The 24,690-nt window shown below is 69.1% G+C and carries 26 protein-coding genes and 1 tRNA gene; 15 read left to right on the top strand and 12 right to left on the bottom strand.

Annotated features, from left to right (window positions below; genetic code table 11):
* Positions 1-272 (bottom strand): biotin carboxylase N-terminal domain-containing protein (locus BLT25_RS23915; protein WP_305367629.1); only part of this gene is annotated, 272 nt, incomplete at its 3' end.
* 31 nt (positions 273-303) lie between these two features.
* On the bottom strand, positions 304-1,266 hold the full coding sequence (locus BLT25_RS23910; protein WP_176884207.1) for an N-acetylglucosamine kinase: 963 nt from the start codon (positions 1,264-1,266) through the stop codon (positions 304-306).
* Positions 1,267-1,378: 112 nt separating this feature from the next.
* On the opposite strand from BLT25_RS23910, the gene BLT25_RS23905 reads away from it, so the two are divergent.
* From BLT25_RS23905 to BLT25_RS23880, 6 genes are all read left to right on the top strand, one after another.
* Positions 1,379-2,140, top strand: coding sequence for a sugar isomerase domain-containing protein (locus BLT25_RS23905; protein WP_256328752.1), 762 nt, complete (start codon positions 1,379-1,381; stop codon positions 2,138-2,140).
* Between the two features lie 51 nt (positions 2,141-2,191).
* Positions 2,192-3,601, top strand: coding sequence for an N-acetylglucosamine/diacetylchitobiose ABC transporter substrate-binding protein (gene ngcE, locus BLT25_RS23900; protein WP_091051398.1), 1,410 nt, complete (start codon positions 2,192-2,194; stop codon positions 3,599-3,601).
* Between the two features lie 4 nt (positions 3,602-3,605).
* Positions 3,606-4,628, top strand: coding sequence for a carbohydrate ABC transporter permease (locus BLT25_RS23895; RefSeq protein WP_091051397.1), 1,023 nt, complete (start codon positions 3,606-3,608; stop codon positions 4,626-4,628).
* A complete protein-coding gene (locus BLT25_RS23890; protein ID WP_091051394.1) occupies positions 4,628-5,515 on the top strand; it encodes a carbohydrate ABC transporter permease in 888 nt (295 codons plus the stop codon). Before BLT25_RS23895 ends, BLT25_RS23890 begins: the two co-directional genes overlap by 1 nt.
* A gap of 77 nt (positions 5,516-5,592) precedes the next feature.
* Positions 5,593-6,771 (top strand): acyl-CoA dehydrogenase family protein, encoded by a 1,179-nt coding sequence (locus tag BLT25_RS23885; RefSeq protein WP_091051391.1) that lies wholly within the window; start codon positions 5,593-5,595, stop codon positions 6,769-6,771.
* An 80-nt stretch (positions 6,772-6,851) separates the two neighbouring features.
* Positions 6,852-7,457, top strand: coding sequence for a GtrA family protein (locus tag BLT25_RS23880; protein ID WP_091051390.1), 606 nt, complete (start codon positions 6,852-6,854; stop codon positions 7,455-7,457).
* Here BLT25_RS23880 and BLT25_RS23875 read toward each other — a convergent pair.
* Complete coding sequence (locus BLT25_RS23875) at positions 7,414-8,013, bottom strand: Maf family protein (protein ID WP_091051387.1); 600 nt, start codon at positions 8,011-8,013, stop codon at positions 7,414-7,416. The genes BLT25_RS23880 and BLT25_RS23875 overlap by 44 nt on opposite strands.
* Before the next feature lie 93 nt (positions 8,014-8,106).
* Here BLT25_RS23875 and BLT25_RS23870 point away from each other — a divergent pair, with 93 nt between their 5' ends.
* From BLT25_RS23870 to BLT25_RS23855, 4 genes are all read left to right on the top strand, one after another.
* On the top strand, positions 8,107-8,541 hold the full coding sequence (locus tag BLT25_RS23870; protein ID WP_256328751.1) for a DUF805 domain-containing protein: 435 nt from the start codon (positions 8,107-8,109) through the stop codon (positions 8,539-8,541).
* Positions 8,542-8,611: 70 nt separating this feature from the next.
* On the top strand, positions 8,612-9,094 hold the full coding sequence (locus BLT25_RS23865) for an HNH endonuclease signature motif containing protein (RefSeq protein WP_091051384.1): 483 nt from the start codon (positions 8,612-8,614) through the stop codon (positions 9,092-9,094).
* Positions 9,095-9,155: 61 nt separating this feature from the next.
* A tRNA-Leu gene (locus BLT25_RS23860) sits at positions 9,156-9,237 on the top strand.
* Between the two features lie 110 nt (positions 9,238-9,347).
* On the top strand, positions 9,348-9,752 hold the full coding sequence (locus BLT25_RS23855; protein ID WP_091051381.1) for a hypothetical protein: 405 nt from the start codon (positions 9,348-9,350) through the stop codon (positions 9,750-9,752).
* Between the two features lie 2 nt (positions 9,753-9,754).
* Here BLT25_RS23855 and bcp read toward each other — a convergent pair whose 3' ends face one another.
* Positions 9,755-10,225: a thioredoxin-dependent thiol peroxidase gene (gene bcp / locus BLT25_RS23850; protein WP_141806014.1), complete on the bottom strand. Its 471-nt coding sequence runs from the start codon at positions 10,223-10,225 to the stop codon at positions 9,755-9,757.
* Between the two features lie 81 nt (positions 10,226-10,306).
* Here bcp and BLT25_RS23845 point away from each other — a divergent pair, with 81 nt between their 5' ends.
* Together BLT25_RS23845 and BLT25_RS23840 are read left to right on the top strand one after the other, a co-directional pair.
* Positions 10,307-10,564: a DUF3618 domain-containing protein gene (locus BLT25_RS23845; protein ID WP_091051376.1), complete on the top strand. Its 258-nt coding sequence runs from the start codon at positions 10,307-10,309 to the stop codon at positions 10,562-10,564.
* Between the two features lie 54 nt (positions 10,565-10,618).
* Complete coding sequence (locus tag BLT25_RS23840) at positions 10,619-10,921, top strand: GroES family chaperonin (protein ID WP_045549525.1); 303 nt, start codon at positions 10,619-10,621, stop codon at positions 10,919-10,921.
* A gap of 80 nt (positions 10,922-11,001) precedes the next feature.
* Here the strand turns inward: BLT25_RS23840 and BLT25_RS23835 are convergent, their stop codons facing one another.
* The 8 genes from BLT25_RS23835 to BLT25_RS23800 form a co-directional block, all read right to left on the bottom strand.
* Positions 11,002-11,592 carry a class F sortase gene (locus BLT25_RS23835; protein ID WP_143033840.1) on the bottom strand — a complete coding sequence of 197 codons (591 nt, stop codon included), beginning with the start codon at positions 11,590-11,592 and terminating at the stop codon, positions 11,002-11,004.
* Positions 11,585-12,826, bottom strand: coding sequence for a hypothetical protein (locus BLT25_RS23830; protein WP_143033839.1), 1,242 nt, complete (start codon positions 12,824-12,826; stop codon positions 11,585-11,587). The genes BLT25_RS23835 and BLT25_RS23830 overlap by 8 nt, the downstream gene beginning before the upstream one ends.
* A gap of 103 nt (positions 12,827-12,929) precedes the next feature.
* Positions 12,930-13,802 (bottom strand): GmrSD restriction endonuclease domain-containing protein, encoded by an 873-nt coding sequence (locus BLT25_RS23825; RefSeq protein ID WP_091051369.1) that lies wholly within the window; start codon positions 13,800-13,802, stop codon positions 12,930-12,932.
* Between the two features lie 177 nt (positions 13,803-13,979).
* Positions 13,980-15,236 carry a hypothetical protein gene (locus tag BLT25_RS23820; RefSeq protein ID WP_091051366.1) on the bottom strand — a complete coding sequence of 419 codons (1,257 nt, stop codon included), beginning with the start codon at positions 15,234-15,236 and terminating at the stop codon, positions 13,980-13,982.
* A gap of 368 nt (positions 15,237-15,604) precedes the next feature.
* Positions 15,605-16,693 (bottom strand): hypothetical protein, encoded by a 1,089-nt coding sequence (locus tag BLT25_RS23815; RefSeq protein WP_091051364.1) that lies wholly within the window; start codon positions 16,691-16,693, stop codon positions 15,605-15,607.
* A 19-nt stretch (positions 16,694-16,712) separates the two neighbouring features.
* The gene (locus tag BLT25_RS23810) at positions 16,713-17,477 is read right to left on the bottom strand and encodes a heme ABC transporter ATP-binding protein (protein ID WP_091051361.1); all 765 of its coding nucleotides are present in this window, start codon (positions 17,475-17,477) and stop codon (positions 16,713-16,715) included.
* A complete protein-coding gene (locus tag BLT25_RS23805; RefSeq protein ID WP_091051358.1) occupies positions 17,477-18,511 on the bottom strand; it encodes a FecCD family ABC transporter permease in 1,035 nt (344 codons plus the stop codon). The genes BLT25_RS23810 and BLT25_RS23805 overlap by 1 nt, the downstream gene beginning before the upstream one ends.
* The gene (locus BLT25_RS23800; RefSeq protein ID WP_256328750.1) at positions 18,508-19,647 is read right to left on the bottom strand and encodes a heme/hemin ABC transporter substrate-binding protein; all 1,140 of its coding nucleotides are present in this window, start codon (positions 19,645-19,647) and stop codon (positions 18,508-18,510) included. The genes BLT25_RS23805 and BLT25_RS23800 overlap by 4 nt, the downstream gene beginning before the upstream one ends.
* Positions 19,648-19,797: 150 nt before the next feature.
* Here BLT25_RS23800 and BLT25_RS23795 point away from each other — a divergent pair, with 150 nt between their 5' ends.
* From BLT25_RS23795 to BLT25_RS23785, 3 genes are all read left to right on the top strand, one after another.
* Complete coding sequence (locus BLT25_RS23795) at positions 19,798-20,463, top strand: biliverdin-producing heme oxygenase (RefSeq protein WP_091051355.1); 666 nt, start codon at positions 19,798-19,800, stop codon at positions 20,461-20,463.
* Positions 20,464-20,478: 15 nt separating this feature from the next.
* Entirely contained in the window at positions 20,479-22,527 is a 2,049-nt protein-coding gene (locus BLT25_RS23790; protein WP_091051352.1) for a hypothetical protein, read from the top strand.
* 148 nt (positions 22,528-22,675) lie between these two features.
* Positions 22,676-24,625, top strand: a complete 1,950-nt coding sequence (locus BLT25_RS23785; protein ID WP_091051349.1) for an Ig-like domain-containing protein — start codon at positions 22,676-22,678, stop codon at positions 24,623-24,625.
* Positions 24,626-24,690: the final 65 nt, after the last annotated feature.

Genomic DNA, 24,690 nt, shown 5'->3' with positions numbered 1-24,690 from the left:
CCGTAGCCGGGGTGGACCGAGTCCGCCCCCGACTGGGCGGCGACCTCGAGGATCTTCTCGATGGAGAGGTAGGACTCCGCCGGCGTCGCGCCGCCCAGGGAGTAGGCCTCATCGGCCAGCCGCACGAACAGCGCGTCACGGTCGGGGTCGGCGTAGATCGCGACCGACCCGATCCCGGCGTCCTTGCACGCACGGATCACTCGCACGGCGATCTCACCGCGGTTGGCGATCAAGACCTTGGTCAGTGGCTTGCTCAACGAGAACTCCTCCATCGTGACTGCTTGGACTCCGTCGTAACGATTGTCACACCTCGGTGAGCTGAGCGAGCGAAGAGGTTACTCGGCGGTACACGGCGTCGTCGACGAGCACGCCCGCATGCCGCAGCGCCAGCACGGCCGCTCCGGCCAGGCCGTCGGTGGCGACCACCGCCCCGGGAGCGACCCGGGCGGCAAAATCGGGCTGCCGGGCCAGAACGCTCCCGGCCGCGACCAACGGCCCCTCGACATCAGGCGTACGCACCGCCGCAAGCGTCTCGCGCAGCCCCTCGGCCGCCTGGTCGAGGATGCCCGCTGCGACCTCGTCGCCGGCACCTGCCGCGGTGAAGACGAGCGAGGCGAAGTCGGCCAGCCGCAGCGGCGGCATCGCGTAGAGCGCCGCCGTCGCCGCGACGAGGGTCCCGGTCCGTCCGCCTTGTGGCCGCTCGTCCCGGATGGTGCCGAGTCGGTCCAGGAGCAGATCGGTCAGCAGCGTCGCGGCGCCCCGCCCGTCGAGCGGCGCCAGCCCGGCACGTACGACCTCCCGGCCCAGCCAGAAGCCCGAGCCGACATCCCCGATCAGCCAACCCAGCCCGTCCGAGATCCCGGCCAGCCGGCCGTCCTCGACCCGTACCGCCGACGCCCCCGTGCCAGAGAGCAGCACGTAGCCATCAGGCGCCGCCGTCCCCGAGAAGTACGCCGCCAGCACATCGAAGTCGAAGACCGGCTCGACCGCGACCAGGTCGGAGAGAGCGGCCACGATCGCGGCCCGATGGCCGGGGTCGCCCGCCCCCGCCACCGCCAGTGCGGCGCCGTCGAGCCGGCCGGTGTTCGCCGAGGTCACGGCCTGGGTGACCGCGGCCCTGATCGCTGTCGTGGCAGCGTCGATTCCGGCGGAGGTCGGGTTGCCGCTGTCGGCCTTCCCGATGCCTCCGCAACGTCCGTCAGAGGAGACGACGACGGCGCGAGTGCTGGTGCCTCCCGCGTCGAGTCCCAGATAGTTGTGAGTCATTGACACCGTTTCGTAACAGAAAACCATTGCCAGGCGTACTCTCTCCAAATAGTTTTCGTGCGCAGGGCTCGGCATACGGTCGCGGCCCGAGTTTGCAAAGTGGGTGGACTAATTGACCAGTGACGTGTTCGCGACCTTCGATGAGCAGGTTCGCACACGCCTGTCCGAGCTGCAGTCCGTGGCCCAGTCCGGCGGCCTCGACAAGGCGGTCGAGGCGATGGTCGGCAGCATCCGCAACGGCGGTGTGCTGCAGGCCTTCGGCACCGGTCACTCCCAGGCGTTCGCGATGGAGATCGCCGGACGGGCCGGCGGCCTGATCCCCACCCACGCCATCGCTCTGCGCGACACGGTCCTCAAGGGCGACCGGCCGGCGAGCGATCTCGAGGGTGGCCTCCTCGAGCGCGACACCAACATCGCCAACGAGCTCTGGGATCTCCACGAGTTCCACCCCGAGGACGTCTTCCTCATCGCGTCCAACTCCGGTGTCAACGGCTCCATCGTCGGCATCGCGCTGCGCGCGAAGGAGGAGGGCCACACGGTGATCGCGGTGACCAGCCTCGAGCACACCAACGCGGTCACCCCCAAGCACCCCAGCGGCAAGCGCCTGGCCGAGATCGCCGACGTGGTGATCGACAACCTGGCTCCGTTCGGCGACGCCACGGTGCCCGTCGGTGACGGCGGCGTACTCGCCGGTGCCGTCTCCTCCATCACGGCGGCCTACATCGCCCAGCTCCTGACCCTCGCCACCGCCGCGAGGATCCAGGAGGCAGGCGAGACCCCGCCCCTCTATCTCTCCGCCAATATCCCGGGTGGCGATGAGCACAACGATGCGTTGAAGGCTCGCTACGGCGAGCGCATCGGAAGCATGGCCTGAACACCCGTAATGAAGAAGTAACGAGGAACCCACCCGAAAGAAGGCAGCACGATGTCCCAGCAGCTTCACCGGCTCGACCGCCGGACCCTTCTGCGCGGCACCCTCGCCGGCGCGGCTCTCGTGTCGTTCTCCGGAGCGCTCGCCGCGTGTGGCGCGCCCGGTAGCGACTCCGACAGCTCCGGCGGTGGCACCAAGTCCGCGTCGAACCCGTTCGGCATGCCCAAGGACGGCACCGTCGACGCAGTGATCTTCGATGGTGGCTACGGCTACGACTACGTCGAGTTCGCCGCCGGCATTGTCGGCAAGGAGTTCGCTGACGCCGACCTCAAGGTCAGCGCCACCACCAAGATCGCCACGGAGCTGCAGCCGCGCTTCGTCGGCGGCACGCCCCCGGACCTGATCGACAACTCGGGCGCGGACCTGATCGGCTTCAGCTCGATCGCCGCCCAGCTCGAGGAGCTCGACGACGTCTTCGCGGCCGACAGCTACGAGGGCGTCAAGATCGAGGACACCCTCTACCCGAACGTGAAGGTCCCCGGCACCTACAGCGACCGGTTCGTGGCGATCAACTACGTCATGACCCTCTACGGCGTGTGGTACTCCGCCTCGCTCTTCGAGGAGAACGGCTGGACCGCGCCGAAGACCTGGGACGAGGCGCTCGAACTGGGTGCCAAGGCCAAGGCCAAGAAGAAGTACCTCTGGACCTGGGGCAAGGAGGCGGCGACCTACTACCGCACCCTGGTGATCGACTCGGCGGCCAAGGAGGGCGGCGACGAGGTGCGCCTCGGGCTCGAGAACCTCGAGAAGGGCATCTGGTCCCACCAGGTCATCCAGGACATCCTGGGCAAGCTCGGCGAGATGGTCAGCCAGGACATGTTCATCCCGGGCGGCGCCGGCACCCAGTTCACCGCCGCGCAGGCCAAGTGGTCCAACGACCAGCAGGCGCTCCTCTACCCGAGCGGCGGCTGGATCGAGAACGAGATGAAGGACGCCACCAAGGCAGGCTTCGAGATGACCGGCATCCCGGAGTTCGTCCTCAGCGACAGCCCGTCGCTGCCGTACGAGGCCGTCCGCGCCGCGGCCGGCGAGGCATTCATCGTCCCGAGCAAGGCGAAGAACCCCGCCGGTGGCAAGGAGATCCTTCGCGCCATGCTGTCGAAGGAGGCCGCGACCAACTTCGCCAAGACGAAGCTCGCGCCGACCATCGTCAAGGACACCATCCCTGCCGACGGGTTCGGCTCCGCGGCGCTGAAGTCGCAGAGCGCGATGCTCGACGCCGCTGGTGAGAACACCTTCAACTTCCAGTTCTACGACTACTACGGCACCAACGCGGACGAGCTCGTCGTGTGGAACTCGTTCCTCTCCGGTGACCTCGACGTCAAGGGCCTGACCACGGCAGTCCAGGGCATCTTCGACAAGGTCGCCGACGACTCATCGATCGAGAAGCTCAAGGTTTCCTGACACCATGCCAGACCCATCCACCACGATGGCCCAGACGGCCGGCGGCCCCTCCGAGGAGAATCCTTGGGGGGCCGCCCCCGGCCGGCGCCGCCGCAAGCTCACCCTCGACCGGGCACTGTTCATGACGGTCTTCCTCGGCCTCCCGGTCGCGGTCTTCGTCATCTTCGTCGTGGTCCCGATCGGGCAGGCCCTCTTCTACTCGCTCACCGACTGGACCGGCTTCTCCCCGGTCATGAACTTCGTCGGCTTCGACAACTACGCCAAGCTGCTCGACGACGAGACCTTCCTCAAGGCGCTGCGCAACAACATCCTGCTCACCCTCGTGGTGCCGCTGGTGACTCTGGTCGCGGCGCTGGCGATCGCGGTGGTCGTGACCACCGCCGGTCCCAGCACAGGTCAGGTCCGCGGTCTGAACGGATCCGGCTTCTACCGGGTCGTCTCGTTCTTCCCCTACGCCGTCCCGGCCGTCGTCATCGGTCTCCTCTGGGCGCAGGTCTACGACCCTGCCGCGGGCCTGCTCAACGGCATGCTCACCGGCATCGGCCTCGACGGGTTCAAGGACTATGCCTGGCTCGGGGAGGTGCGTGCGGCGATGCCGGCCTCGATGTTCGTGATCATCTGGGCGAGCATCGGCTTCTACACGGTGCTCTTCGTGGCCGCCATCAAGGGCGTACCCGCGGAGATCTACGAGGCCGCCCGCATCGACGGCGCCGGCCGCTTCCGCACGGCCATCTCGATCACGCTCCCCTCGATCCGTGACAACGTGCAGACGGCGTACATCTACCTGGGGATCCTCACCCTCGATGCGTACGTCTTCATGGCGGCGCTCGCCCCCGGCGGCGGCCCTGCCAACAGCACGCTGACGATGAGCCAGCACCTGATGAACACCGCCTTCAAGAAGAGCCAGTTCGGCTACGCCACCTCGATGGGCGTTGTGCTCGCCCTGGTCACGCTGCTCTTCGCCGCCCTGGTCTTCGTCGTCTTCCACTTCGCTGGCGGACGGGACAAGAAGGGAGACGTACGCTGATGAGCACCGTCACTCTGGACAAGCCGGTCGCCGCCCGCTCGGAGGGCGGGCGACGTACCCCCGGCGACGCACTGGTCGCCGGCACCTCGCACACCATGCTGATCATCTGGTCGGTGATCGTCATCGTGCCGTTCTGCTGGGTGGTGCTCTCCTCGTTCAAGACGTCGAAGGAGATCCTGTCCTCGCCGTTCTCGCTGCCCGCGGAGTGGAGCTTCGACAACTACGCCAGCGCCTGGACCAAGGCCGGCATCGGGACGTACTTCTTCAACACCGTCATCGTCGTCGGCACCGCCCTGGTGCTGGTGATGCTGCTGGGGGCGATGTGCGCCTACGTGCTGGCCCGGTTCGAGTTCTTCGGCCGCAGGGTCATCTACTACACGATGCTCGCCGGGCTGACCTTCCCGGTCTTCCTGGTCATCGTCCCGCTGTTCTTCGTGCTCCAGGGATTCGGGCTGCTCAACACGCTGCCCGGGCTGATCCTGACCTACGTGGCCTATGCGCTGCCGTTCACCGTCTTCTTCCTCTACGCCTTCTTCAAGACGCTGCCCGACGACGTCTACGAGGCGGCGATGATGGACGGTGCGGGCGAGTGGCGCACGTTCTTCCGGATCATGCTGCCGATGGCCGCGCCCGGGATGGCCGGGGTGGCGATCTTCAACTTCCTGGGGCTGTGGAACCAGTTCCTGCTCCCGGTGGCGCTCAACACCGACCGGGACAACTACGTGCTCACCCAGGGGATGGCGTCGTTCTCGTCCCAGGCGGGCTACAACGTCGACTTCGGTGCGCTCTTCGCCGGGGTGGTGCTGACCGTGCTTCCGGTGCTGGTCGTCTACCTGATCTTCCAGCGGAGGATCGCCGGGACGGTCTCGACGGGCACGTTCCGCTGACCCGGATCTGACCCCGATCTGAGCCAGATGTGACGCGGATCTCGCGCCCCAGGTTAATAACCGCTAACCTGGGGCGCGTGACCGCCTTTCTCCAGCCCGAGCACGAAGAGTTGCGTGCTGTCGTCCGTGACTTCGCCCAGAAGGAGATCGCGCCCCACGCCTCGCAGTGGGACCGCGACCATCACTTCCCAGTCGACGTGGTCCACAAGATGGGTGAGCTGGGCCTGTTCGGCCTGACCGCCCCCGAGGCGTACGGCGGGGGTGAGGGTGACCTCGTCGCGCTCTGCGTCGCGATCGAGGAGCTCGGCCGCGTCGACCAGTCCATCGGGATCACGCTCGAGGCCGCCGTCGGCCTGGGGATCAACCCGATCCTCACCTACGGCACCGACGAGCAGAAGGAGCGCTGGCTCCCCGACCTCGTCGCGGGCAAGAAGCTGGCCGGGTTCGGGCTGACCGAGCCGGGTGCCGGCTCCGACGCCGGCGCGACCGCCACCAAGGCCGTCCTCGACGGCGAGGAGTGGGTCGTCGACGGCTCCAAGCAGTTCATCACCAACTCCGGTTCCTCGATCACCTCGGTCGTCACCGTCACCGCGCGCACCGGTACCCGCGACAACGGCAAGCCCGAGATCAGCACCATCATGATCCCCTCGGGCACGCCCGGGTTCACCGCCGAGAAGGCGTACGACAAGCTCGGCTGGCACGCCTCCGACACCCACCCGCTCTCCTTCGACGGTGCCCGGGTGCCGGCCGACCACCTTCTCGGTGAGCGCGGCCGTGGCTACGCCCAGTTCCTCGCCACCCTCGACGACGGCCGCGTCGCGATCGCCGCGCTCGCCGTCGGCTGCATCCAGGCCTGCCTCGACATGGCGCTCGAGTACGCGGGGGAGCGGCAGACCTTCGGCGGCCCGATCGGCCGCAAGCAGGGTGTCGCCTTCCAGATCGCCGACCTCGAGGTCATGCTGCGGGCCTCGCGCCTGCTGACGTACGAGGCCGCGGCCATGAAGTCCGGGCTCGACTCGGGTGCCGTGACGATGAAGGAGTTCAAGCAGGCGGCCGCGGCCGCCAAGCTGTACGCCACCGAGTCGGCCGTCACCGCGACCCGCATCGCCACCCAGATCTTCGGCGGCTACGGGTTCATGGAGGAGTATCCGGTGGCCCGTTTCTACCGCGACGCGAAGATCCTCGAGATCGGCGAGGGCACCTCCGAGGTGCAGCGCATGCTGATCGCCAGAGGTCTCGGTCTCCCGGTGGAGTAGGCGCGAATCTTACGGCACGCTGAACGAAACCCGCGAAGTAATCAAGAGCCATCTCACCATTGACCGTTTACTCTGGCCACATGGTGTTCGGGGGACAGCTGCTGGGACGGCTGCGTCGCACCCGCGTCTTCGGTGAAGCGATCCGCTTCATGATGGTCGGCGGAATCGCGACAGCAGTCGCCTTCGTGCTGTTCAACGGACTGGTCCACGGCTTCTTCATGGGTGCGGGGCCGATGAACGGTCAGCCGATCCCGGCCTACATCATCGCCAACACCGTCGGCATGCTGATCAGCTACGACCTGAGCCGCCGCTGGACGTTCCGTCACCGCGTCTCCGACCACCCCGACGGCGGGTTCACCGCCTACGTCGTGATCAACGCGGTCACGATGCTGCTGCCGATCGCGTGCCTCTACCTCACCCGTAGCGTGATCGGCTGGGACAGCGCGATCGCCGACAACCTCTCGGCCAACGTGGTCGGCGTGCTGATGGGTCAGGTCGCTCGGTTCTTCCTGTTCCGGAAGTTCGTCTTCGGCCGCCCGATCCGCTACACGCAGGTCTACGGCAGCGTCGAGGAGGAGGCGGCAGCGCTCGAGGCTGCCGAGGGCGGGCCGCTCCTGGTGGCCCCGGAGCCTCGAGAACGGGTCAGCGGTGCCAGAGATCAGGCCAGGCGTGACCGAGCCGGCTGAGCAGGTCGCGTAGCAGCGGCAGGCTCAGCCCGACCACGTTGTGGTGGTCGCCCTCGATCCCGGTCACGAACGCTCCGCCGAGCCCGTCGATCGTGAACGCACCGGCGACGTGCAGAGGCTCGCCGGTCGCGACGTACGCCGCGATCTCCTCGTCGCTCACATCGGCGAAGTGCACTGTGGTGGCGGCCGTCTGAGACACCTGCTGGCCGGTCGCGGTGTCGATCAGCGCGTGCCCGGAGACGAGTACGCCGCTGCGCCCCCGCATCTCCCGCCAGCGCTGGGTCGCCTCCTCTGGATCGTGGGGCTTCCCCAACGGCTTCCCGTCCAGCTCGAGGACGCTGTCGCACCCCAGCACGAGCGCCCCCTCGGGCACCTCAGGTCGGCCGGCGACCGCGTCCCGCTTGAGCTCGGCGAGCCCGAGCGCCAGCTCTGTCGGCGGCAGCCCGTCGAGCCTGCTCTCATCGACACCGGAGACGATCACCACAGGCTCGACACCTGCGCTGCGCAGTGTCTGCAGGCGGGCGGGGGACTTGGAGGCAAGGACCAGCGTGGTCATGGCTCAACCCTAGGGGGTAGCGGTCCTTTACCCCGGAGTCCGTCCCGACTAGGTTTCGCACATCCAACCCATCTCAATGAGGAGAAATCCGAAGTGACGGATTACCCGCCGCCCCCGCCCCAGCAGCCGTACGGCGCTGGTCCCGTGGGCGAAGTTACGCTGAGCCAGCCGCTCCGCGGCGCGTCGCCCCGCGACGCCATCGCGCGCTTCTTCAAGAAGTACGCCTCCTTCGAGGGCCGCGCCAGCCGGTCCGAGTTCTGGTGGCCCTGGGGCGCTGCTGTGGTCGTCAACATGGTGATCAACCTGCTCCTCGGCGCCGACTCGACCGCCGGTTCCATCATCGGCGGCATCTTCGCGCTCGCCATCCTGGTCCCGTCCCTCGCGGTCGGTGCCCGACGCCTGCACGACACCGGCCGCTCCGGCTGGTGGCAGCTGCTCTGGCTCCTGCCGTGCATCGGCTGGATCGTGCTGATCGTCTTCTGGGCTCTCCCAGAGAAGGCCGAGGGCGACAAGTACAACGTCGCCTGACGCGACTCTGGCACTTCGCCGACGAAGCCTGGCCACCGAAACTGTCGGTGGCCAGGCTTACTGTCATTCCATGGCCTGGCGGAAGTACACACAGGAGATGTTGCGGGAGGCGGTCGACCACTCGACATCCGTCGCCGGTGTGTTGCGGCATCTCGGTCTCAACCAGGCGGGTGGCACCCATGCCCACATCAGCCGGATGCTCAAGAAGATGGGCATCGACACCAGTCACTTCGTTCGGTACGTCGGCACGGGTGCACACACCCGACACTCACCGGCCGAGATACTCGTCGTCAGATCACCGGGAAGCGGGCGGGCGAAACCATTCATGCTGAGGCGAGCGCTCCTCGAGATCGGACGGCTGTACGTGTGCGCCGAATGTGGCTGCGGCGAGGAGTGGCGAGGAAAGCCCCTGCGACTGCACATCGACCACGTCGACGGTGACTTCCACAACAACATTGCCGACAACCTCCGATTCCTCTGCCCCAACTGCCACAGCCAGACACCGAACTTCAGCGGCGCGAGTCGTGGGAAGTACGCCCTGGTCAGCGGGTAGGGCGCGTACTGCGCCGTCGGCTGTCAGGTTTGGGCGTCAGCCCCTAGACTGATCGCCGCTTGCCGAAGTGGTGGAATTGGCAGACACGCAGCACTTAGGATGCTGTGCTCCAGGGCGTGCGGGTTCAAGTCCCGCCTTCGGCACACAGAGTCCGGGTCCGACCCGGGGCGTACCAGGGGCGATCCTGATGGACATCAGGCCCCCGACCCTCAAGGATGGAAGCACAACACCCCATCCATGAAGGGATGAAGTCATGTCGTTCAAGGACAACGCGTCCAACTGGCGCGATGGCGTCCAGAAGGGCGTCGAAGGCGCCAAGCCTGCTGTTGAGGACGCCAAGGTGAAGTCCGCACCTCACCTTGTCACCGGCGGCGAGAAGACCATCGAGAAGGCCGGCGAGTTCAAGGCGCAGATCGAGGCCAAGCGGGCCGAGATGGCGTCCGCGCCTGACGCCGACTCGCCGCGCAACCAGGCCCTGTCGGGTCTGCTCCAGGTCGGCGCGGCCGCGACCGATGTCGCCGTCCACGCGGGCGAGTGGCTGAAGGAGACCGGTGCCAAGTGGGGCACCGACACCGGCCCCGTGGTCGTCGAGCCCAAGGAGATCCCGGGGGACGTACCTCCCCCGCCGGACTTCAAGAAGCCCGACGACCAGCAGTAGACCTACGAGGCGAGGCCGAGGTCGCGGCGGAGCTTGGCGACGTGTCCGGTCGCCTTGACGTTGTACTGCGCGACCTCGATCTTGCCCTCCTCGTCGACCACGAACGTCGAGCGGATGACGCCCTCGACGACCTTGCCGTAGAGCTTCTTCTCGCCGTAGGCGTCGTACGCCTTGTGCACCGAGAGGTCCTCGTCGGAGGCCAGGGTGATGGTGAGCCCGTCACGCTCGCGGAACTTCGCGAGCTTGGCGGGCTTGTCCTTGGATACGCCGACGACCTCGTAGCCGGCGGCCTTCAGCGAGTCGATCGAGTCGGTGAAGTCGCAAGCCTGCTTGGTGCAGCCGGGGGTCATCGCAGCGGGGTAGAAGTAGACGATCACCTTGCGGCCGCGGAGGCTGCTGAGCGAGACCTCCGCACCGGTGTCGTCGGGAAGAGTGAAGTCGGGGGCAACATCGCCCGGCTCGAGACGCGTCATGATGCCAACCTACCCAAGAGATCGAGCGAACCGCAGCGGTGGAGCACGCAGTGGACGTACGCCGGTTGCTAAGGTCTGCGCATGTCCAAGGACCAGACTTCCTCGCTCGAGTCCGAGATCGAAGAGATCCGTGAGCGGCTCGCCGGCACCATCGACGAGCTGATCTACCGGGGCAGCCCCAAGACGATCGTCCAGCGCCAGGTGGCGGCCTTCAAGGCGGTCTACGTCGACCCGGTCTCCGGCGAGCCGAGGATGGGCAACATCGCCAAGACCGTCGGCGGGGTGGTGGGCACCGTCGTGCTCATGGCCACGCTGCGTAAGATCTCCAAGGCCAACTGACCACTCCCCACCGGCAAGGCAACGACGGACGTGACCGACAAGACCCCCATCAAGATGCTCCACGACCGGGTGCTGGTCGAGGTCGGGTCCGACGCCGGTGAGCGTCGTTCCTCGGGTGGCATCGTCATCCCGGCGACGGCCGCCATGGGCGCGGCCCGGCGGCTCACCTGGTCACGGGTCGTCGCGGTCGGTCCGCACGCGCGCGCCGTCGAGATCGGTGACCGGGTCCTCTTCGACGCCGACGACAAGCCGGAGGTCGAGGTCGCCGGAGAGGTCTACATCCTCATGCGTGAGCGTGACGTGCATGCCGTTGCGGCTGAGCGGATCGCGGACGAATCTACTGGGTTGTATCTCTGATTTACTGCCGAGTCGGCGCATCCGACCCCTCTGGCTCGCTTCGCTTCGCCAGACACGGGGTCAGATGCGCCGACTCGGCGTCACGAAGGTAGCTCGTTGAATCGATGAGCCAGCACGACGATGTTGCTGTCGTAGCCCGAGCCGTTCCAGTCGGTGCAGGTGATGATCACCAGCCGGCCGTCGCCGTGATCCTGCCCGAAGATGCGCTGGGCCTGCTCAGCCAGCTCCTTGCGGCTGAGCACCTCGACGGAGTCGACCTGGTGCTGGAAGGTCCCGTCCTTGGTGACGATGTCGACCTCCTGCCCCTTCTCGATGTGGTCGAGCTTGTTGAGGCTGCCGCCACCGGTGTGCACGGTGTGGCCGGTGACCACGGTCTGACCCTGTGCCGAGCCCGGCTTGGCGCTCCCGACCCACCAGCCGATCTCGCGTGGGTTGCGCGGCGGGTCGAGGACCTCGCCCTTGAGTCGGATCGGGACGACCTTCGCCTTCGTGTTCAGCCCGGGCAGCTCGAGGCGCTGCGGGGCACCGGGTGGCACTTCCACCGCGGCACTGCCACTGGGCCACAACAGCCCGGCCAGCACCATCGCGACGGCGAGCACGACCAGTGCTGTCCAGAGGCTGCTCGCCGCCGCGGCGAGCCGCGGCGGCGAGTCAACAGAGGTGTCAGCCACGCCGCAGCATGCGGACGTACGTCGCCACACCGGCGCCCGCGGCTGCGAGGAGCAGCAGGGTGACGAGCGCGATGCGTCCGGCGCTGCCGTCGTCGTAGCTCTCCATGCCGGCGGTCACGACGGTCGGGACCGAGGCCGGCGGGTTGTCCGCCTTGGGCGGGTTGTTGACGACCGTCTTCGTGACCGGGCTGTTCGGGCCACAGCTGCTGGTGCCGATGGTGAGGTGCGCCAGGCTGCCGCCGACGAACGCCTCGGCCGCCGGGAGGACCTTCGCGTCGAGCGCGGTCACCGTGATCGCGCCCGGGGAGGTGTCCTGGGCGTTGAGGGTGATGTCGAGGACGTTGTCCTCGAGCGGGGCGAGCTGCTCCTCGAGCGAGGTCAGGAGCGTGGCGAGCACCTGCTTCTGGATCGCGTCGGTGACCTGGGTGAGGTCGGCGAGCGCACCGTCGAGGCCCTGGGTGAGCTGGGTGCGGAGACCGGCCATGATCGCGTCGACCACTCCGGACAGGTCGGTGACGACCTTCTGGTTCACGGCGGGCTCGACCGGCAGGTCGACGAGGGTGACCCGATCACCGCCGGGCATGACCACGTAGGCCGAGGACTCGGCGATCGTGCTGTCGCCGGAGGCGGTGTCGTCGTCGGCGGTGCAGCTGCTCTGCACGGCGCCGAGGTCGACGTAGATGCCGGCGCCGTCCAACCCGTCTACCAGAGGAGCCAGAAGCTGTGCGAGCGCGCTGGTGATCTGGTCCTGCACCGGCTTGCCGAGCTCCTGGAGCTGGCTGTCGGCTCCCTGGAAGAGGTCGGACCGGATCACCTCCAGGTTGCTGAAGTCGAGGCTGGCAGCGTCGAGCGAGATGTTGTCGCCGCCGCTGAGGCAGTCCCCGGACCCGGCCGCGACCAGGGTCGCGCCGTCGCCGGCGATGCCGGAGCACGCGGCCGAGGTGGCGTTGCGCTTGGCGACCGCGTCCTGGGCCAGCGTCCCGACCTGGATCGCATCCTGGCCTCCGAGCGCGGTGATGAGCGGCTCGTTGGTGCCTTCGGCGGACTCGGTGGTGCCGTCGTTGGTGACGGCATAGGTGCCCGAGTCGGTCGCCCCGGTGCCGGCGAGCTCGAGGCTCAGCGCGGTGGCGGACGCCTGCGACACCGTGGCGGCGCTCGCAGGTGCGGCTGACAAGGCAACCATGGCGGCCGCGGCCGCCACCGCGGCTCCCCGCGCGATGAGTGTTGTGCGCACGTGAACTTCCCTCCCTTTGACGTTCGTCACACTCAACGGAGGAGGAGCCTCGTACGTTACGGGCTGGGGTATCGCTTCTGACCTGCGGAATCCGGGTGTCGGATCAGCTGTCGCAGACCGTGCCGTCCTTGTCGCCGTCGCGATACCACTCGTACTCGGCGTCGCGGCCCTTCCGGTAGGGCCCGTAACCCTTCGCGGTCGCCTTCGCGCAGGTGTCGAAGCGGGGGTCCTCACCCGAGCCGCCCTCGGGAGCATCGCCTTGATCCGAGTCGCCCTGATCCGAGTCGCCCTGGGCCGGCCCGGCCAGCCGCACGGTGATCTCGGGGTTGTCGCAGCCTGCCGCGATGTCCTCGAGCGCGGCCTTCTCCGCGCGGTCGGCGAAGAGGCTCCAGCGGATCTTCACCGCGACCCAGTCGGCGACGTACGTGCAGTGGTAGCTCGTGGCGTCGGGCATCCAGTCGGCCGGGTCCTGGTCGCCCTTGCTGCGGTTGGTCGCGGCGGTCACGGCGATGAGCGCGCGCGGGTCGCCGAGGTCGTTGGCGTACGCCTCCCGCTGCTCGTCGGTCCACGCGTTGGCGCCGGACTCCCAGCTCTCCTTGAGCGCGACCATGTGGTCGATGTCGAGGCCGCCGGGGCGCTTGAGGGTGACCCCGTCGTACGTGGAGAGCCACGCGCCGCTGGTCACGTCGCACCTGCCGCGCGCCTTCTTGCTCGATTCCTCGAGGAGCACCTCGGTGCGGGCGTCCTGGCAGTCGCCGTCAGCGTCGACCCAGTGGTTGAACTTCTCCCGGTCGTAGCCGGAGGTGACCTCCTTGGCGACGGGGAGCTTGGCGATGGCCTCGGTCAGCGGAAGGCTGACCTCCTCACCGCTGTCGGCGCCGTATCCGGCTTGGACGGCGGTGTCGGGCTCGGAGATCTCGGCGCAGCCGGAGCAGAGGAGGGCAGCGGCGAACAGGGTCGCCAAGGGGCGCAGCATGGGGGACTCCAGAGAGTTGGGGAAGAGCTCTGGGGAGCATCGGGGGCGGCTCAACTTTCCCGGATCCCGCGGCGGGTGGCACGCAGGCGCGCCGCCCAGGACCAGGGACAAAACGGACCCCGGGCCAAGGCGCGAAGCCTTGGCCCGGGGTACGGGTGTTGCGGGTGCTACAGCGGATCAGGCGTGCGCGCGGCGCAGCAGGAACCACCGGGTGGCGGCAGCAGCGGCGACGAGCAGCACGAGCGCGCCGGCGGCGAACCCGCCCTTGGCGGCCGGGGACGAGAGCAGGTTGAGCTCGGCGTTGGCCGGGGCGTTGTCGGGCTTGACCTGGACGCTCGTGTCCGGGTCGGACTTGTCGCCGGAGACGACGACGTCGACGTTCTTCTTGTCACCGCTGGCCGCGGCCTTCTCCTCGGAGGAGGTGAGGCCGTTGGTGCCGCAGGTGCTGGTGCCGATGGCGACGTTGGCCGCGGTCGGGGCGCCGATCTTCTTCACGGCGTCGAGGACCTTGATGTCCAGGGCGGACACCTCGAGCGACTTGGCGGTCTTGTCCTGCTTGTTCATCGTGAGCTTGACCAGGTCGGTCTCGATGCCCTTGAGCAGGACAGCGAGCTGCTCCTTGATGTGCTCGATCAGGTCGATGCGGATCGAGACGTCCAGGACGCCCGGCGCGATCTTGCTCTTCAGGCCCGACTGGAGCAGCGTGTCGACGCGGCCGAGGACGGCGTCGGTCACCGGGGAGAGGTCGGGGACGACCGTCGTGTTCTTCTTGGGGTTGGTCGGCAGGTCGGCGACCTTGATGTCGCCCTTGCCGGGGACGTTGACCGTGACGGCGGCGTTCTTGAGCTGGGTCTTGCCCTTGAAGTCCGAGCCCTGCGCCATACAGGTGCTCTCCGCGGCGTCGAGGTCGACACCGACCGAGAGACCGCCGACCTTGGAGAGCACGCCGGAGACGATGGTCTGGACCAGGTCGTTGACCGGGCCGAGCTTCACGTGGACCGACTTGCTCTGATCGTTGAGCAGGTAGTCGGTGGTGGCGCCCAGCTTCTGCAGGTTGAGCTCGGCGAGGTTCACGGTGACGGCCTCGCCCGGCTTCACGCAGCTGGAGCCGTCGCCGATGGCGACCAGGGTCGCACCCTTGCCGGCCAGGGCCGAGCAGGCGCCGGAGTAGACGGTGCCGTTCTGGAGGGCGGCGGCCGCGTCCTGGGCGAAGACGCCGACAGAGAGCAGCTGCTGGTCGCCGGCGAGGAGCGGCAGAGCGGGCTTGTTGGTGCCCGAGTTGACGGTCTTCTTGCCGTTGTAGGTGGCGGTGTAGCGACCGGTGTCGACCTTGACCTTGTCAGAGACGTTGACGGTCAGTGCGACCGACGAGGCCTTGGCCTGGGGCTTCTCCGCCGCAGTCGCCGGGGCCGCGGTCACGGAAAGACCGATCATCGCGGTCGCCGCAACAAGGGCGGCTCCGCGGACCGAGAGTGGGGAGCGCAAGTGACTTCTCCAATGGTGTTGATAACTGTCGATGACAGGGCACGACGAGTGGAAGTCAGCCTCTGCAGCCCCCCGGTTGCTGTGACTCGCCGTGACGAAGCGGGGAGTCTAGCCACGTCGATTCGTCGTCGCCTAGCGCTGGAGCGATGCCCGAGGTCACACAATTTCGCCCGTAACTTCGGCGGTAACAGGTCGTGACGGGGGCCGATTTCGGGGTGGAAATGACGAACGTCCCGGCGTCGGTCCCCGATATGGATCGGGCGTATGAAGTCTGTGCCCGGTTTGTTCCACTGGGTCGGGATCGCAAAGATTGGGCCTCAAATCGTCGAGGCCGCCGCCCGCCGCCTCCGCGAGACCACGATCGAGAAGGTCACGGCGCCGATCAGCACAAGCAGACCAGCGCCCGCGAAGGCGTACGCAGGGAGGTTCTGCTCCAGCCACGGCTGCGAGGTCGTGGCGGCGACGGGACTCGCCACCCCGAAGGAGACCTCCGGCTGTGCACCGGAGGCGGCGCCGCTGAGGCGGAGGGTGTGGGTGCCGGCGACGGTGTCTGCGGGCAGCTGCAGCACGCCGGCGACCTCGCCGCCGGTGCCCGCCTGCAGCGGTCCGACCGCGGCGACGCCGTCGTCGAAGGTCGCGGTGACCTGCTCGCCGGGGGTGAACCCGGACCCGGTGAAGGAGAGGACTCGTCCGATGACCGCGGTGGTGCGGTCGACCTCGGCCTTCGGCTTCCCGGTCGCGGCCGGCGCGGCCGGTGCGGCCGGTGCGACGGAGGGGGCCGGGGACGCCGAGGCTGCGGGTGAGGTCGGTGCGGTCGCGGAGGCCTGCGGAGTGGCCGGGGTCGCGCCGCTGCTCCGGAAGGACACCGGGGTGAAGGTCTCGTTGTTGGCGTTGGTGACCCCGTGGGCCCCGACGGTGATCACTCCGCAGGTGACCTTCAGGCAGTCGATGGTGGTCGCCCGGCCGGCACGGTCGACGGCCTGGAAGCTCGCGCCGGGGATGACCAGCGAGGTCGACCAGCTGCCGTCGGCGCTCATCCGCCCGCCGTTGGCGGCCGATCCGGTGTCGGAGCCGGGGAAGGCGACGTACCGCTGGTAGCCGGCGTTGTTCTTCGCCTCGCTGTCGGGCACGTAGAAGTAGTCGCGGCCGGTCTGGCCGCCTCGGGAGGGCTGCCAGGTGCCCTTGACGGTCCCGAAGAAGACGTAGACGCCGCCGTGACCGTTCTTGATCGACTGGAAGCCGTTGCCCGAGACGGTGACCGTGGTCGCCCGGGCGCTGTCGGCCACCGCCTGCCCCGAGGGGCCGGCGATGGTGACGCGGGCCGCGGCCGAGGCGGGGGAGACCGGCAGGGAGAGGAGCGCGAGGCAGGTGGCTGCCGCGGAGGCGGCGAGGAGGCGGGAGGTCATGGGAGGTCCTGATCGGGAGTTACGGATGGATACGGCTGGGGACGACCAGCAACCGGCCGTCGTGCTCGATGACGTCGACCGGATGCTCGTAGACCGTCCCGATCAGGTCTGCGTCCAAGACCTCACGGGGCGGCCCGTCGGCGACGATCTCGCCGGCGGCGAGGACGACGATGCGATCCGCGTACGCCGCTGCCACGGACAGGTCGTGCAGCACCGCGACCACTGCCGAGCCGCCGCTGGCGAGCCGGCGGGCCTCGGCCAGCACCTGGTCCTGGTGCCGCAGGTCGAGGGCCGCGGTGGGCTCGTCGAGCAGAACCAGCGGCGTGGTCTGGGCGAGCACCCGCGCGAACGACGTACGTCCCTTCTCACCGCCCGACAATGTCGGGAACGTCCGCGAGGCGAGCGGCTCGATGTCGGTGCGAGCCATCGCCGAGGCGACGACCTCGTCATCCGCCGCCTCGGAGGCGGTGCGCGCCCAGGGCGCCCGGCCCATGCGTACGACCTCGGCGGCCCGGAACCCGAAGGCGAGCCGGTGCTCCTGGGGGAGCACGGCGCGGCGGCGGGCCAGGGGGAGCTGCTTCCAGGCGCTCAACGGGGTGCCGTCGAGCGTGACGGTCCCGGCAGAGGGGGCCAGGTCGCCGGCCATCACCGAGAGCAGAGTGGTCTTTCCTGCGCCGTTCGGGCCGACGAGCGCGACCACCTCACCGGGGGAGACCGAGGTCGAGACGCGGTGCAGGATCGGGTGGCCGGCGAGGCCGACGGACACCTCGGAGAGCGACAGCATCAGGCCCAGCCTCCTGCCGAGCGGCGGCTGCGGCGCAGCAGCCAGAAGAAGAACGGTCCGCCGACCAGCGAGGTGAGCATGCCGATCGGCAGCTCGGCGTAGGGGACGGCCGTGCGGGCGAAGAGGTCGGCCAGCGAGAGCAGCAGCGCGCCGCCGAGCGCGGAGGCCGGCACCAGCACCCGGTGGCCGGGCCCGACGACCATCCTGACCAGGTGCGGCACGACCAGCCCGACGAAGGCGATGATCCCGGCGAAGGAGACCGCCGCCGCGGTCAGCATGGCGACGAGCACGATCGAGAACATCCGCAGCCGTTCGACGTTGACACCGACGTGCCGGGCGGCCCGGTCTCCGAGCGCCAGCAGGTCCAGGCTCCGGGCCACGATCAGCGCACCGAGCACTCCGAGACCGACGAACGGCGCGACGACGGCGACGTAGATCCAGCGGGTGCCGTTGAGCGAGCCGAGCTGCCAGAAGACGATCTCCTCGCGGGCCTGGGTGTCGCCCAGGAAGAGCATCAGTGCGAGCCCGGCGCCGGCGAGGGCGTTGACCGCGATCCCGGTCAGGACCAGGGTGACGACCTCGGTGCGGCCGTCGGCGCGGGAGAGCAGGTAGACCGACACCGTGGTCACCAGGCCGCCGAGGAAGGCGAGGACCGGGATGGTCCAGGCGCCGAAGAAGGTGAGCTGGTAGACGATCGCGATCGCAGCCGCGAAAGCCGCTCCGCTGGAGACCCCGACGACGCCGGGCTCGGCCAGCGGGTTGCCGAAGACGCCCTGCATCAGCGCTCCGGCGGCCGAGAGCGCGGCCCCGACCAGCACCGCGAGCACGACCCGCGGGAAGCGCACCTGCCACAGGGTGACATCGCCCTGCGGGTGCTCCGGCAGCGGTCCGAACGGCAGTCCGATGCCGTGCAGGAAGGAGCCCACCACCTCGGCCGGCGGGATCGCGAGCTGTCCGCGCCCGGCGGCGACGACCACGGTGGCCACGAGCGCGACGGTGAGCCCGCCGATCAGCGCGCCGGCGCGCAGGCTCACTCGGCCCCGTCCTCGCCGAAGGACGGCTCGGCGGACTCCGGCGCGTAGATGGCCACCGCGAGCGAGTTGAGCACCTCGGCCGTACGCGGTCCATAGCCCAGGATCGCCGAGTCGGTCATGTCCACGAACCGCCGGTTCTGGCCGGCGGGGGTCTGGGCCAGCGCGGGCAGCCGCTCCAGCAGCCCGTCGACGCCGCCGGCGGACTCCAGCCCCTTGGTCATCATCAGCACCAGCTCGGGCTGGGCTGAGATGATGCCCTCGTCGGTGACCGGCTTCATCCCGTTCCACTTGATCTCGGCCGCCACGTCGTAGCCGCCCAGAGCGGTGATCAGCGAGTCCGCTCCCGACTCCTCGCCGAACATGTAGTAGACGCCGGCCTGGCCTCGTACGTAGAGAAAGACCGTACGCAGCCGGGTCTGCTCCGAGGCCGGCGCGACCTTTGCGATCTCGGCCTCGACCTCGTCGATCTCGGTCTCGGTGCGCTCGGCGAGCCGCTCGCCCTGCTCGGGGACGCCGAGCGCGGTGGCGATCTCCATGGTGAGCGGGCCGACGTTGTCGAGCGAGCGCTCGGAGTCCACGACCACGACCGGGATCCCGGCGTCGCGCATCTGCAGCACCACGTCCCAGGGCCCGAGGGAGGTGTCGGTGAGGATCAGGGTCGGGTCCAGCTCGAGGATCTTCTCGGCGACCAGCTCGTGGCCGGTGCCGGTGACCAGCGGCAGGTCGGACGCCTCGGTGAACTGCGTCGAGATGTCGCGACCGACCACCGAGGAGCCGAGGCCGAGGTTGAAGACCGTGGTCGAGATGGTGCCGTAGATGTCCAGCGCCAGGATGCGCGAGGTGTCCTCGACGGTCACCGTCGTGCCCTGGGAGTCGGTCACGGTGACGGGGAGCCGTGGTTCGGGGGTGGTGTCGCTGATCGGATCGACGGCCTGCTCGGTGAGCGAGGCGTGGGTCGCGCCGTTCCAGGCGCGCGGGTCGTCGAGCACCTCGGCCTCGGCCAGTGGGATCGCGGATGTCGCGTCCGCATCCGTGTGGGAGCCGCTGCCCGGCAGTCCGGAGCAGGCGGTGGTCAGCAGCGCGATGGTGGCGACCAGGCCGACCGCGCGCACCAGGGCGCGAGGGGAGTGAAGCACGGGGGGAGGTCCTCTCGAGGCGTTACCAAACCTGGTAAGGGTAACCTTATTTAGGCTAGCCTAAGCAAAGTCTTGCTGACTTTCTGACAATGTGTCAATATCCTTGCCGGAACGCCGATCGCTTTGCCGCCCGACCTGACTGGAGCACACATGTCCGCCCTCCTCGTCGACGAGACCTCCGCCGCCCCGCTCTCCGCGCTGATGCGTGAGGGCTCCCGGATCCAGCACACCGCCGCCGAGAACTCCTCCTTCATGGAGGAGCTGCTGGCCGGCCGGGTCAACGAGCAGGGGTACGCCGACTACCTGCTGCGCCTGCGCAAGGTCTACGTCGCGCTCGAGTCGGTGGGCCGTGATCTCGCCGCCACCGACCCTGTCGCCGCGGCCGTCCATGACGCCGCCCTGGAGCGCCTGGCCGCGATCGACGCCGACCTGGCGGTCTGGGCGCCCGACGGTGGTGCCGTCGAGTCCGCGGCCGCGGATGCGTACGTCGCCCGGATCGAGGCCACCCGTGCCTGGGGCGGTCTCTACGCCGCTCACCACTACACCCGCTACCTCGGCGACCTCTCCGGTGGCCAGGCGATCGGCCGGCTGCTCGACCGGTTCTTCGAGCTCGACGGCGAGGGGGTGGCGTTCTACGAGTTCGCCGAGATCCCCAAGCCCAAGCCCTACAAGGACGGCTACCGCGCCCGTCTCGACGCCCTCGACCTCGGCCCCGCGGAGAAGATCCGCATCGTCGAGGAGGTCCAGGTCGCCTTCGGTCTCAACCAGGCGCTCTTCGAGGAGCTCGGCGCCAACCTCGACACCTATCGCAGATGACAGGAACTCCCCCACATGAACAACCGCCGACTCTCCGCCGGTCTGGTGGCCGGACTGGTCGCTCTCCTGGGCGTGCCCCAGATCCCCGCCCTCGCGGCTGACCCTCCCGCCGGCGGGACGGTCCTGGAGGGTGTCGCCCTGGAGTGGGCCGGCAACGTGGAGATGCAGGCGGCGCCCCCGTTCGGTGGGTCGAACTACTTCTCCGCGGGCGCCTCCGCCGGTGACCAGGCGACCTACCAGGGAGTCGCCGACGACGTCTCGATCGTGCACGTGACCGCCGACGGGACCCGGTCCCAGGCGACGTACGCCACCCGGACCCGGCAGGTCGGCGGGTCCGTGCAGCAGCTGGTCCGGTTCGACGAGGGCCGGGCCGAGCTGGCCGCCGATGGGTCCGGAACCGTTGCGTGGGAGGGCGACTGGAGCGTCAACTTCTACGGCGGCCTGGTGCCGTTCACCTTCTCCGACCCGGTCCTGACCGTCGCCGCCGACGGGACCGGGGAGCTCCGGGCCGACATGTCCGGCTACGCCTCCTCGATGACCGACCCGAACAACCGCGAGCCGATGGACCCGGTCGCCGACGTCACCGTCGCGACCTTCGCCGGTGCTTCGATCGACCCGGAGGGACGGATCACGATTGCTCCGGACTACGCCGGGCGCCGCGTCGCCGTGCCCGAGGATCAGACGCCGCAGGTGACCACCGGCGCAGGCTGGGGCGCCTGGCCGCAGGAGTTCCTCGACTTCCACTTCGCCTCCGGGCTCTCCTCCTACTGGTACTCCTCGGGCGGTGCCGCCGACGCCAAGAAGCCGCCGCTGCCGTTCGCCGTCGACTTCACCGGCTCCGACCCGGTCGTGACCGAGCCGACCCCGGAGCCGACACCCACCCCGGAGCCGACCCCGGAGCCGACCCCTTCGACCCCGGTCGACACCGACCCCGAGGGCGAGCTGGTCGTGAAGAACGCCGCCCTGCGCTGGGGGATCAACAACGAGTCCAACAACGCCGCCTTCGCGCCGGGGACCTTCAACTTCTTCTCCGCCGGGAAGATCGCCGACCCGGGCAAGGGCGGCACGACCCTGAAGCAGTCGGGCTGGAAGCAGAGCTCCGGCAACGTACGCATCGAGAAGTACTCCGCCGACGCCTCGGCCTACCGGGCCGCGACCTGGGCGGGGCTGAGCACGGACTCCGAAGGCACGCGGCTGGCCACCTCGGGCGGCCGGTTCAGCAACCATCAGGTGGTGCTGACCGGTGGCACCGGGCGGATCGATCCCTCGACCGGCTCCGGGTCGGTGCGCTGGAAGGGCTCGTTCACGGTCCTCTACTACTCGGGGATGACGTTCTTCTACGTCACCGACCCGGCGCTGACCGTCGCGAAGGGCACCGCGACCCTGACCGCGACGCTGTCCGGCTACGCCTCCTCGCAGACCGACACCACCCAGTGGTCCGCGGTGGCGCCGCGGAAGGTCGACCTCGCCAGGCTCGGCAAGATCGACCTGTCCGGGGCGCGCGGGTTCACGGCGACTCCTGCCTACCGCGGGGTGAAGGTGAGCGTGCCGTCGTCGGCGACCGCGCAGGTGCGCAGCGGGTCGAGCTGGGGCGCGTTCCCGCAGTCCTTCGTCGACTACCAGACCACCGCCGGCTCGGGCTCCTACTGGTACTCCTCCGGCGGTGCCTCCGACGCCCACAAGGTCGCCCTGCCGGTCTCGGTCTCCTATGACGCGGCCAAGCCGGTGACCACCACGAAGCCGGCGGTCGGTGATGGCGACGACGGCAGCGGAGGGACCGTCTCCAACCCTGTTGTCACGGCGCCGACGGGTGCCTCGCCGGCCCCCTCTGCCGGTCCTGCCGTGAGCCCTGGCGTGAACCCGGCGGTCCTGCCCGCGCTGGCGGCCGCGACGGCCGCCTTCCCGGCGCTGGCCGGACCGGTGGGCACCCTGATGGGGCTGGGCACCGAGCTGGCCTCGGGCGTGCTGGCGTGGCGTACGTCCTGGCCTTGGTGGCTCGGCACGGCGGCCCTTCTCGGGGCAGCGGTCATCGTCCTGCGCACCGTCCGGCCGCGTCGCGGCTGACAGGTTGTCAAGAAGTCTGGGATCTTCTAAGGTAAACCTAACTTAGGCAAGGCTAACCTTGCTTGGAGTTGGAGCCTCGGCTCGCTCTCGGCCGTGCCGGCCGGTCGTCCGGCATCCCCACTTTTCTTCGTACGAGAGGCATATCTCCATGTCCTTGAAGGCCAGAGCCCGTCGTGGGCTCGCGTTCGCCCTGGCTGCCGGGCTGATCACGCCCGGGCTCGCCGCCCTCGCCGCAGCCCCCGCGCAGGCCGCGCCGGTCTCGGTCGACGACGTCCAGTTCCGCTGGGGGTTCACCAACGAGTCGAACTCCCGGGCCTTCGCGCCCGGCACCTACAACCACTTCGCCGCCGGAAAGCTCGGCAACCCCGGCGCCGGTGGCCAGACCCTCAGCGCCGCCGACCAGGGCGCGACCTGGGCCAACGGTGCCGCGGCCGGCTGGAAGGCCACCGACGGTGAGGTGACGATCGAGAAGGAGCAGGCCGACGGCAGCTACGCCGCGACCACCTGGGCCGGGCTCAGTACCGCGCCGGACGGCACGGCGATCTCGTTCACCAAGTTCAGCGACCACCAGGTCGTGATCGACAGCGGCACCGGCACGGTGGACGCCGCCGCCGACGACGCCTCGATCTCCTGGGACGGCGACTTCACCGTCGTCTACTACAGCGGGATGTCGTTCTTCTACGTCTCCGACCCGGAGCTGGCCGTCGACAACGGCGTCGGCACCGTCACCGCGACGCTGAGCGGCTACGGCTCGGACATGAACGACATGGGCTCCTGGACCGAGCTCGCCCCCGCCGAGGTCACCCTGGCCACGCTGAGCGGCGTGGACGTGACCGAGACCGGCCTGGTCGTCACCCCCGACTACCTCGGCGTCGAGTACGAGGCACCCGCCGGCGGCACCGCCCAGTCCCGCACCGGCGCCACCTGGGGTGCGTTCCCGCAGTCCTTCGTCGACTACCAGGTCCGCGTCGGCTCGGCGTCCTACTGGTACTCCAGCGGCGGCGCTGCCGACGTGCGCAAGCCGACCATCCCGCTCGAGGTCGTGGTGCCGGAGACGCCGGTCGCGGAGCAGGCCTCCGTCACCGTCTCCCGCACCTCCGTGCCGGAGTCCGGCCAGACGACCGTGACCGTGGAGGGCACCGGCTTCGACCCGGCGCAGGCGACCGGAACCCGGCCGCCGCTGGCCGGGAAGCCCGGCGGTGCGTACGTCGCCTTCGGCAAGGTCGCCGACCTCTGGAAGCCGTCGGAGGGTGCGCCCTCGGCCAGCCGGGTGAACACCGCGGTGAACTGGGCGGTGCTGGCCGAGGACGTCGCGACCATCGGCGGGCCGGAGGCCGGCGGGATCGAGCTGCGCCCCGACGGCACCTTCACCGCCGAGCTGACCATCGACAAGGCGGCGATCGACGCCAAGGCGACCGACCCGGCGCTGACCGACTACGGGATCTACACCTACGCCGGCAGCGGTGCGGTACAGGCGGCGTACGAGACCTTCACGCCGATCACCTTCACCGCGGTGAAGGCCTCCTCCAGCGTGTCGACATCGGTGCGAAACGGCAGCTACGGCACCTCCGGTGCGGTGACGGTCGCGGTTCGCTCCAACGTCTCGGTCGGCGGGTCGGTCACCCTCAAGGAGGGCTCGAAGTCGTACGGAACCCGCTCGCTGTCCGGTGGCAGGACCACCTTCACGCTGCCCAAGTCGCTGACGCCGGGCAAGCACACCTTCACCGCTACCTACGCGGGCTCCGCCACGGTCGCGGCGTCCTCGGCGAAGCCGGTGGTGACGGTCGCGAAGGCCTCGGTCGGCTACAAGACCTCGTGGACGACCAAGGTCAAGGCCGGTAAGGGTGTCGGGTTCAAGACCGTCGTGGTCGGCAAGGCCGGCGTGGCGAAGCCGACCGGCAAGGTCAAGGTGACCTTCGTCCGCGGCAAGAAGTCGGTCGTACGCTGGGCCACCATCAACAGCGGCGTCGCCAAGGTGTCCCTGACCGGTGCGCAGTCCAAGCGCCTCGGCAAGGGCAAGTGGACGATCAAGATCAGCTACACCGGCAACGCCAACTACAAGGCAGTGACCGGGACGCGGACCGTCACCGCGAAGTAGGTCGCGGCGCCGGTGAGCCCTCGCCTCAGGGTGTGGGGGCTCACCGGCGCGGCTGCACTAGGGTT

Source organism: Nocardioides sp. YR527, assembly GCF_900101045.1.
Classification (GTDB): Bacteria; Actinomycetota; Actinomycetes; order Propionibacteriales; family Nocardioidaceae; genus Nocardioides.
This window is presented reverse-complemented; position numbering and strand designations above follow the sequence as displayed.

Coding starts and splice junctions, on each gene's coding strand:
- BLT25_RS23910 (WP_176884207.1), bottom strand. CDS start 1,266: ATGACTCACAACTATCTGGGACTCGACGCGGGAGGCACCAGCACTCGC.
- ngcE (WP_091051398.1), top strand. CDS start 2,192: ATGTCCCAGCAGCTTCACCGGCTCGACCGCCGGACCCTTCTGCGCGGC.
- BLT25_RS23895 (WP_091051397.1), top strand. CDS start 3,606: ATGCCAGACCCATCCACCACGATGGCCCAGACGGCCGGCGGCCCCTCC.
- BLT25_RS23890 (WP_091051394.1), top strand. CDS start 4,628: ATGAGCACCGTCACTCTGGACAAGCCGGTCGCCGCCCGCTCGGAGGGC.
- BLT25_RS23880 (WP_091051390.1), top strand. CDS start 6,852: ATGGTGTTCGGGGGACAGCTGCTGGGACGGCTGCGTCGCACCCGCGTC.
- BLT25_RS23875 (WP_091051387.1), bottom strand. CDS start 8,013: ATGACCACGCTGGTCCTTGCCTCCAAGTCCCCCGCCCGCCTGCAGACA.
- BLT25_RS23865 (WP_091051384.1), top strand. CDS start 8,612: ATGGCCTGGCGGAAGTACACACAGGAGATGTTGCGGGAGGCGGTCGAC.
- BLT25_RS23855 (WP_091051381.1), top strand. CDS start 9,348: ATGTCGTTCAAGGACAACGCGTCCAACTGGCGCGATGGCGTCCAGAAG.
- bcp (WP_141806014.1), bottom strand. CDS start 10,225: ATGACGCGTCTCGAGCCGGGCGATGTTGCCCCCGACTTCACTCTTCCC.
- BLT25_RS23845 (WP_091051376.1), top strand. CDS start 10,307: ATGTCCAAGGACCAGACTTCCTCGCTCGAGTCCGAGATCGAAGAGATC.
- BLT25_RS23840 (WP_045549525.1), top strand. CDS start 10,619: ATGCTCCACGACCGGGTGCTGGTCGAGGTCGGGTCCGACGCCGGTGAG.
- BLT25_RS23825 (WP_091051369.1), bottom strand. CDS start 13,802: ATGCTGCGCCCCTTGGCGACCCTGTTCGCCGCTGCCCTCCTCTGCTCC.
- BLT25_RS23820 (WP_091051366.1), bottom strand. CDS start 15,236: ATGATCGGTCTTTCCGTGACCGCGGCCCCGGCGACTGCGGCGGAGAAG.
- BLT25_RS23815 (WP_091051364.1), bottom strand. CDS start 16,693: ATGACCTCCCGCCTCCTCGCCGCCTCCGCGGCAGCCACCTGCCTCGCG.
- BLT25_RS23810 (WP_091051361.1), bottom strand. CDS start 17,477: ATGCTGTCGCTCTCCGAGGTGTCCGTCGGCCTCGCCGGCCACCCGATC.
- BLT25_RS23795 (WP_091051355.1), top strand. CDS start 19,798: ATGTCCGCCCTCCTCGTCGACGAGACCTCCGCCGCCCCGCTCTCCGCG.
- BLT25_RS23790 (WP_091051352.1), top strand. CDS start 20,479: ATGAACAACCGCCGACTCTCCGCCGGTCTGGTGGCCGGACTGGTCGCT.
- BLT25_RS23785 (WP_091051349.1), top strand. CDS start 22,676: ATGTCCTTGAAGGCCAGAGCCCGTCGTGGGCTCGCGTTCGCCCTGGCT.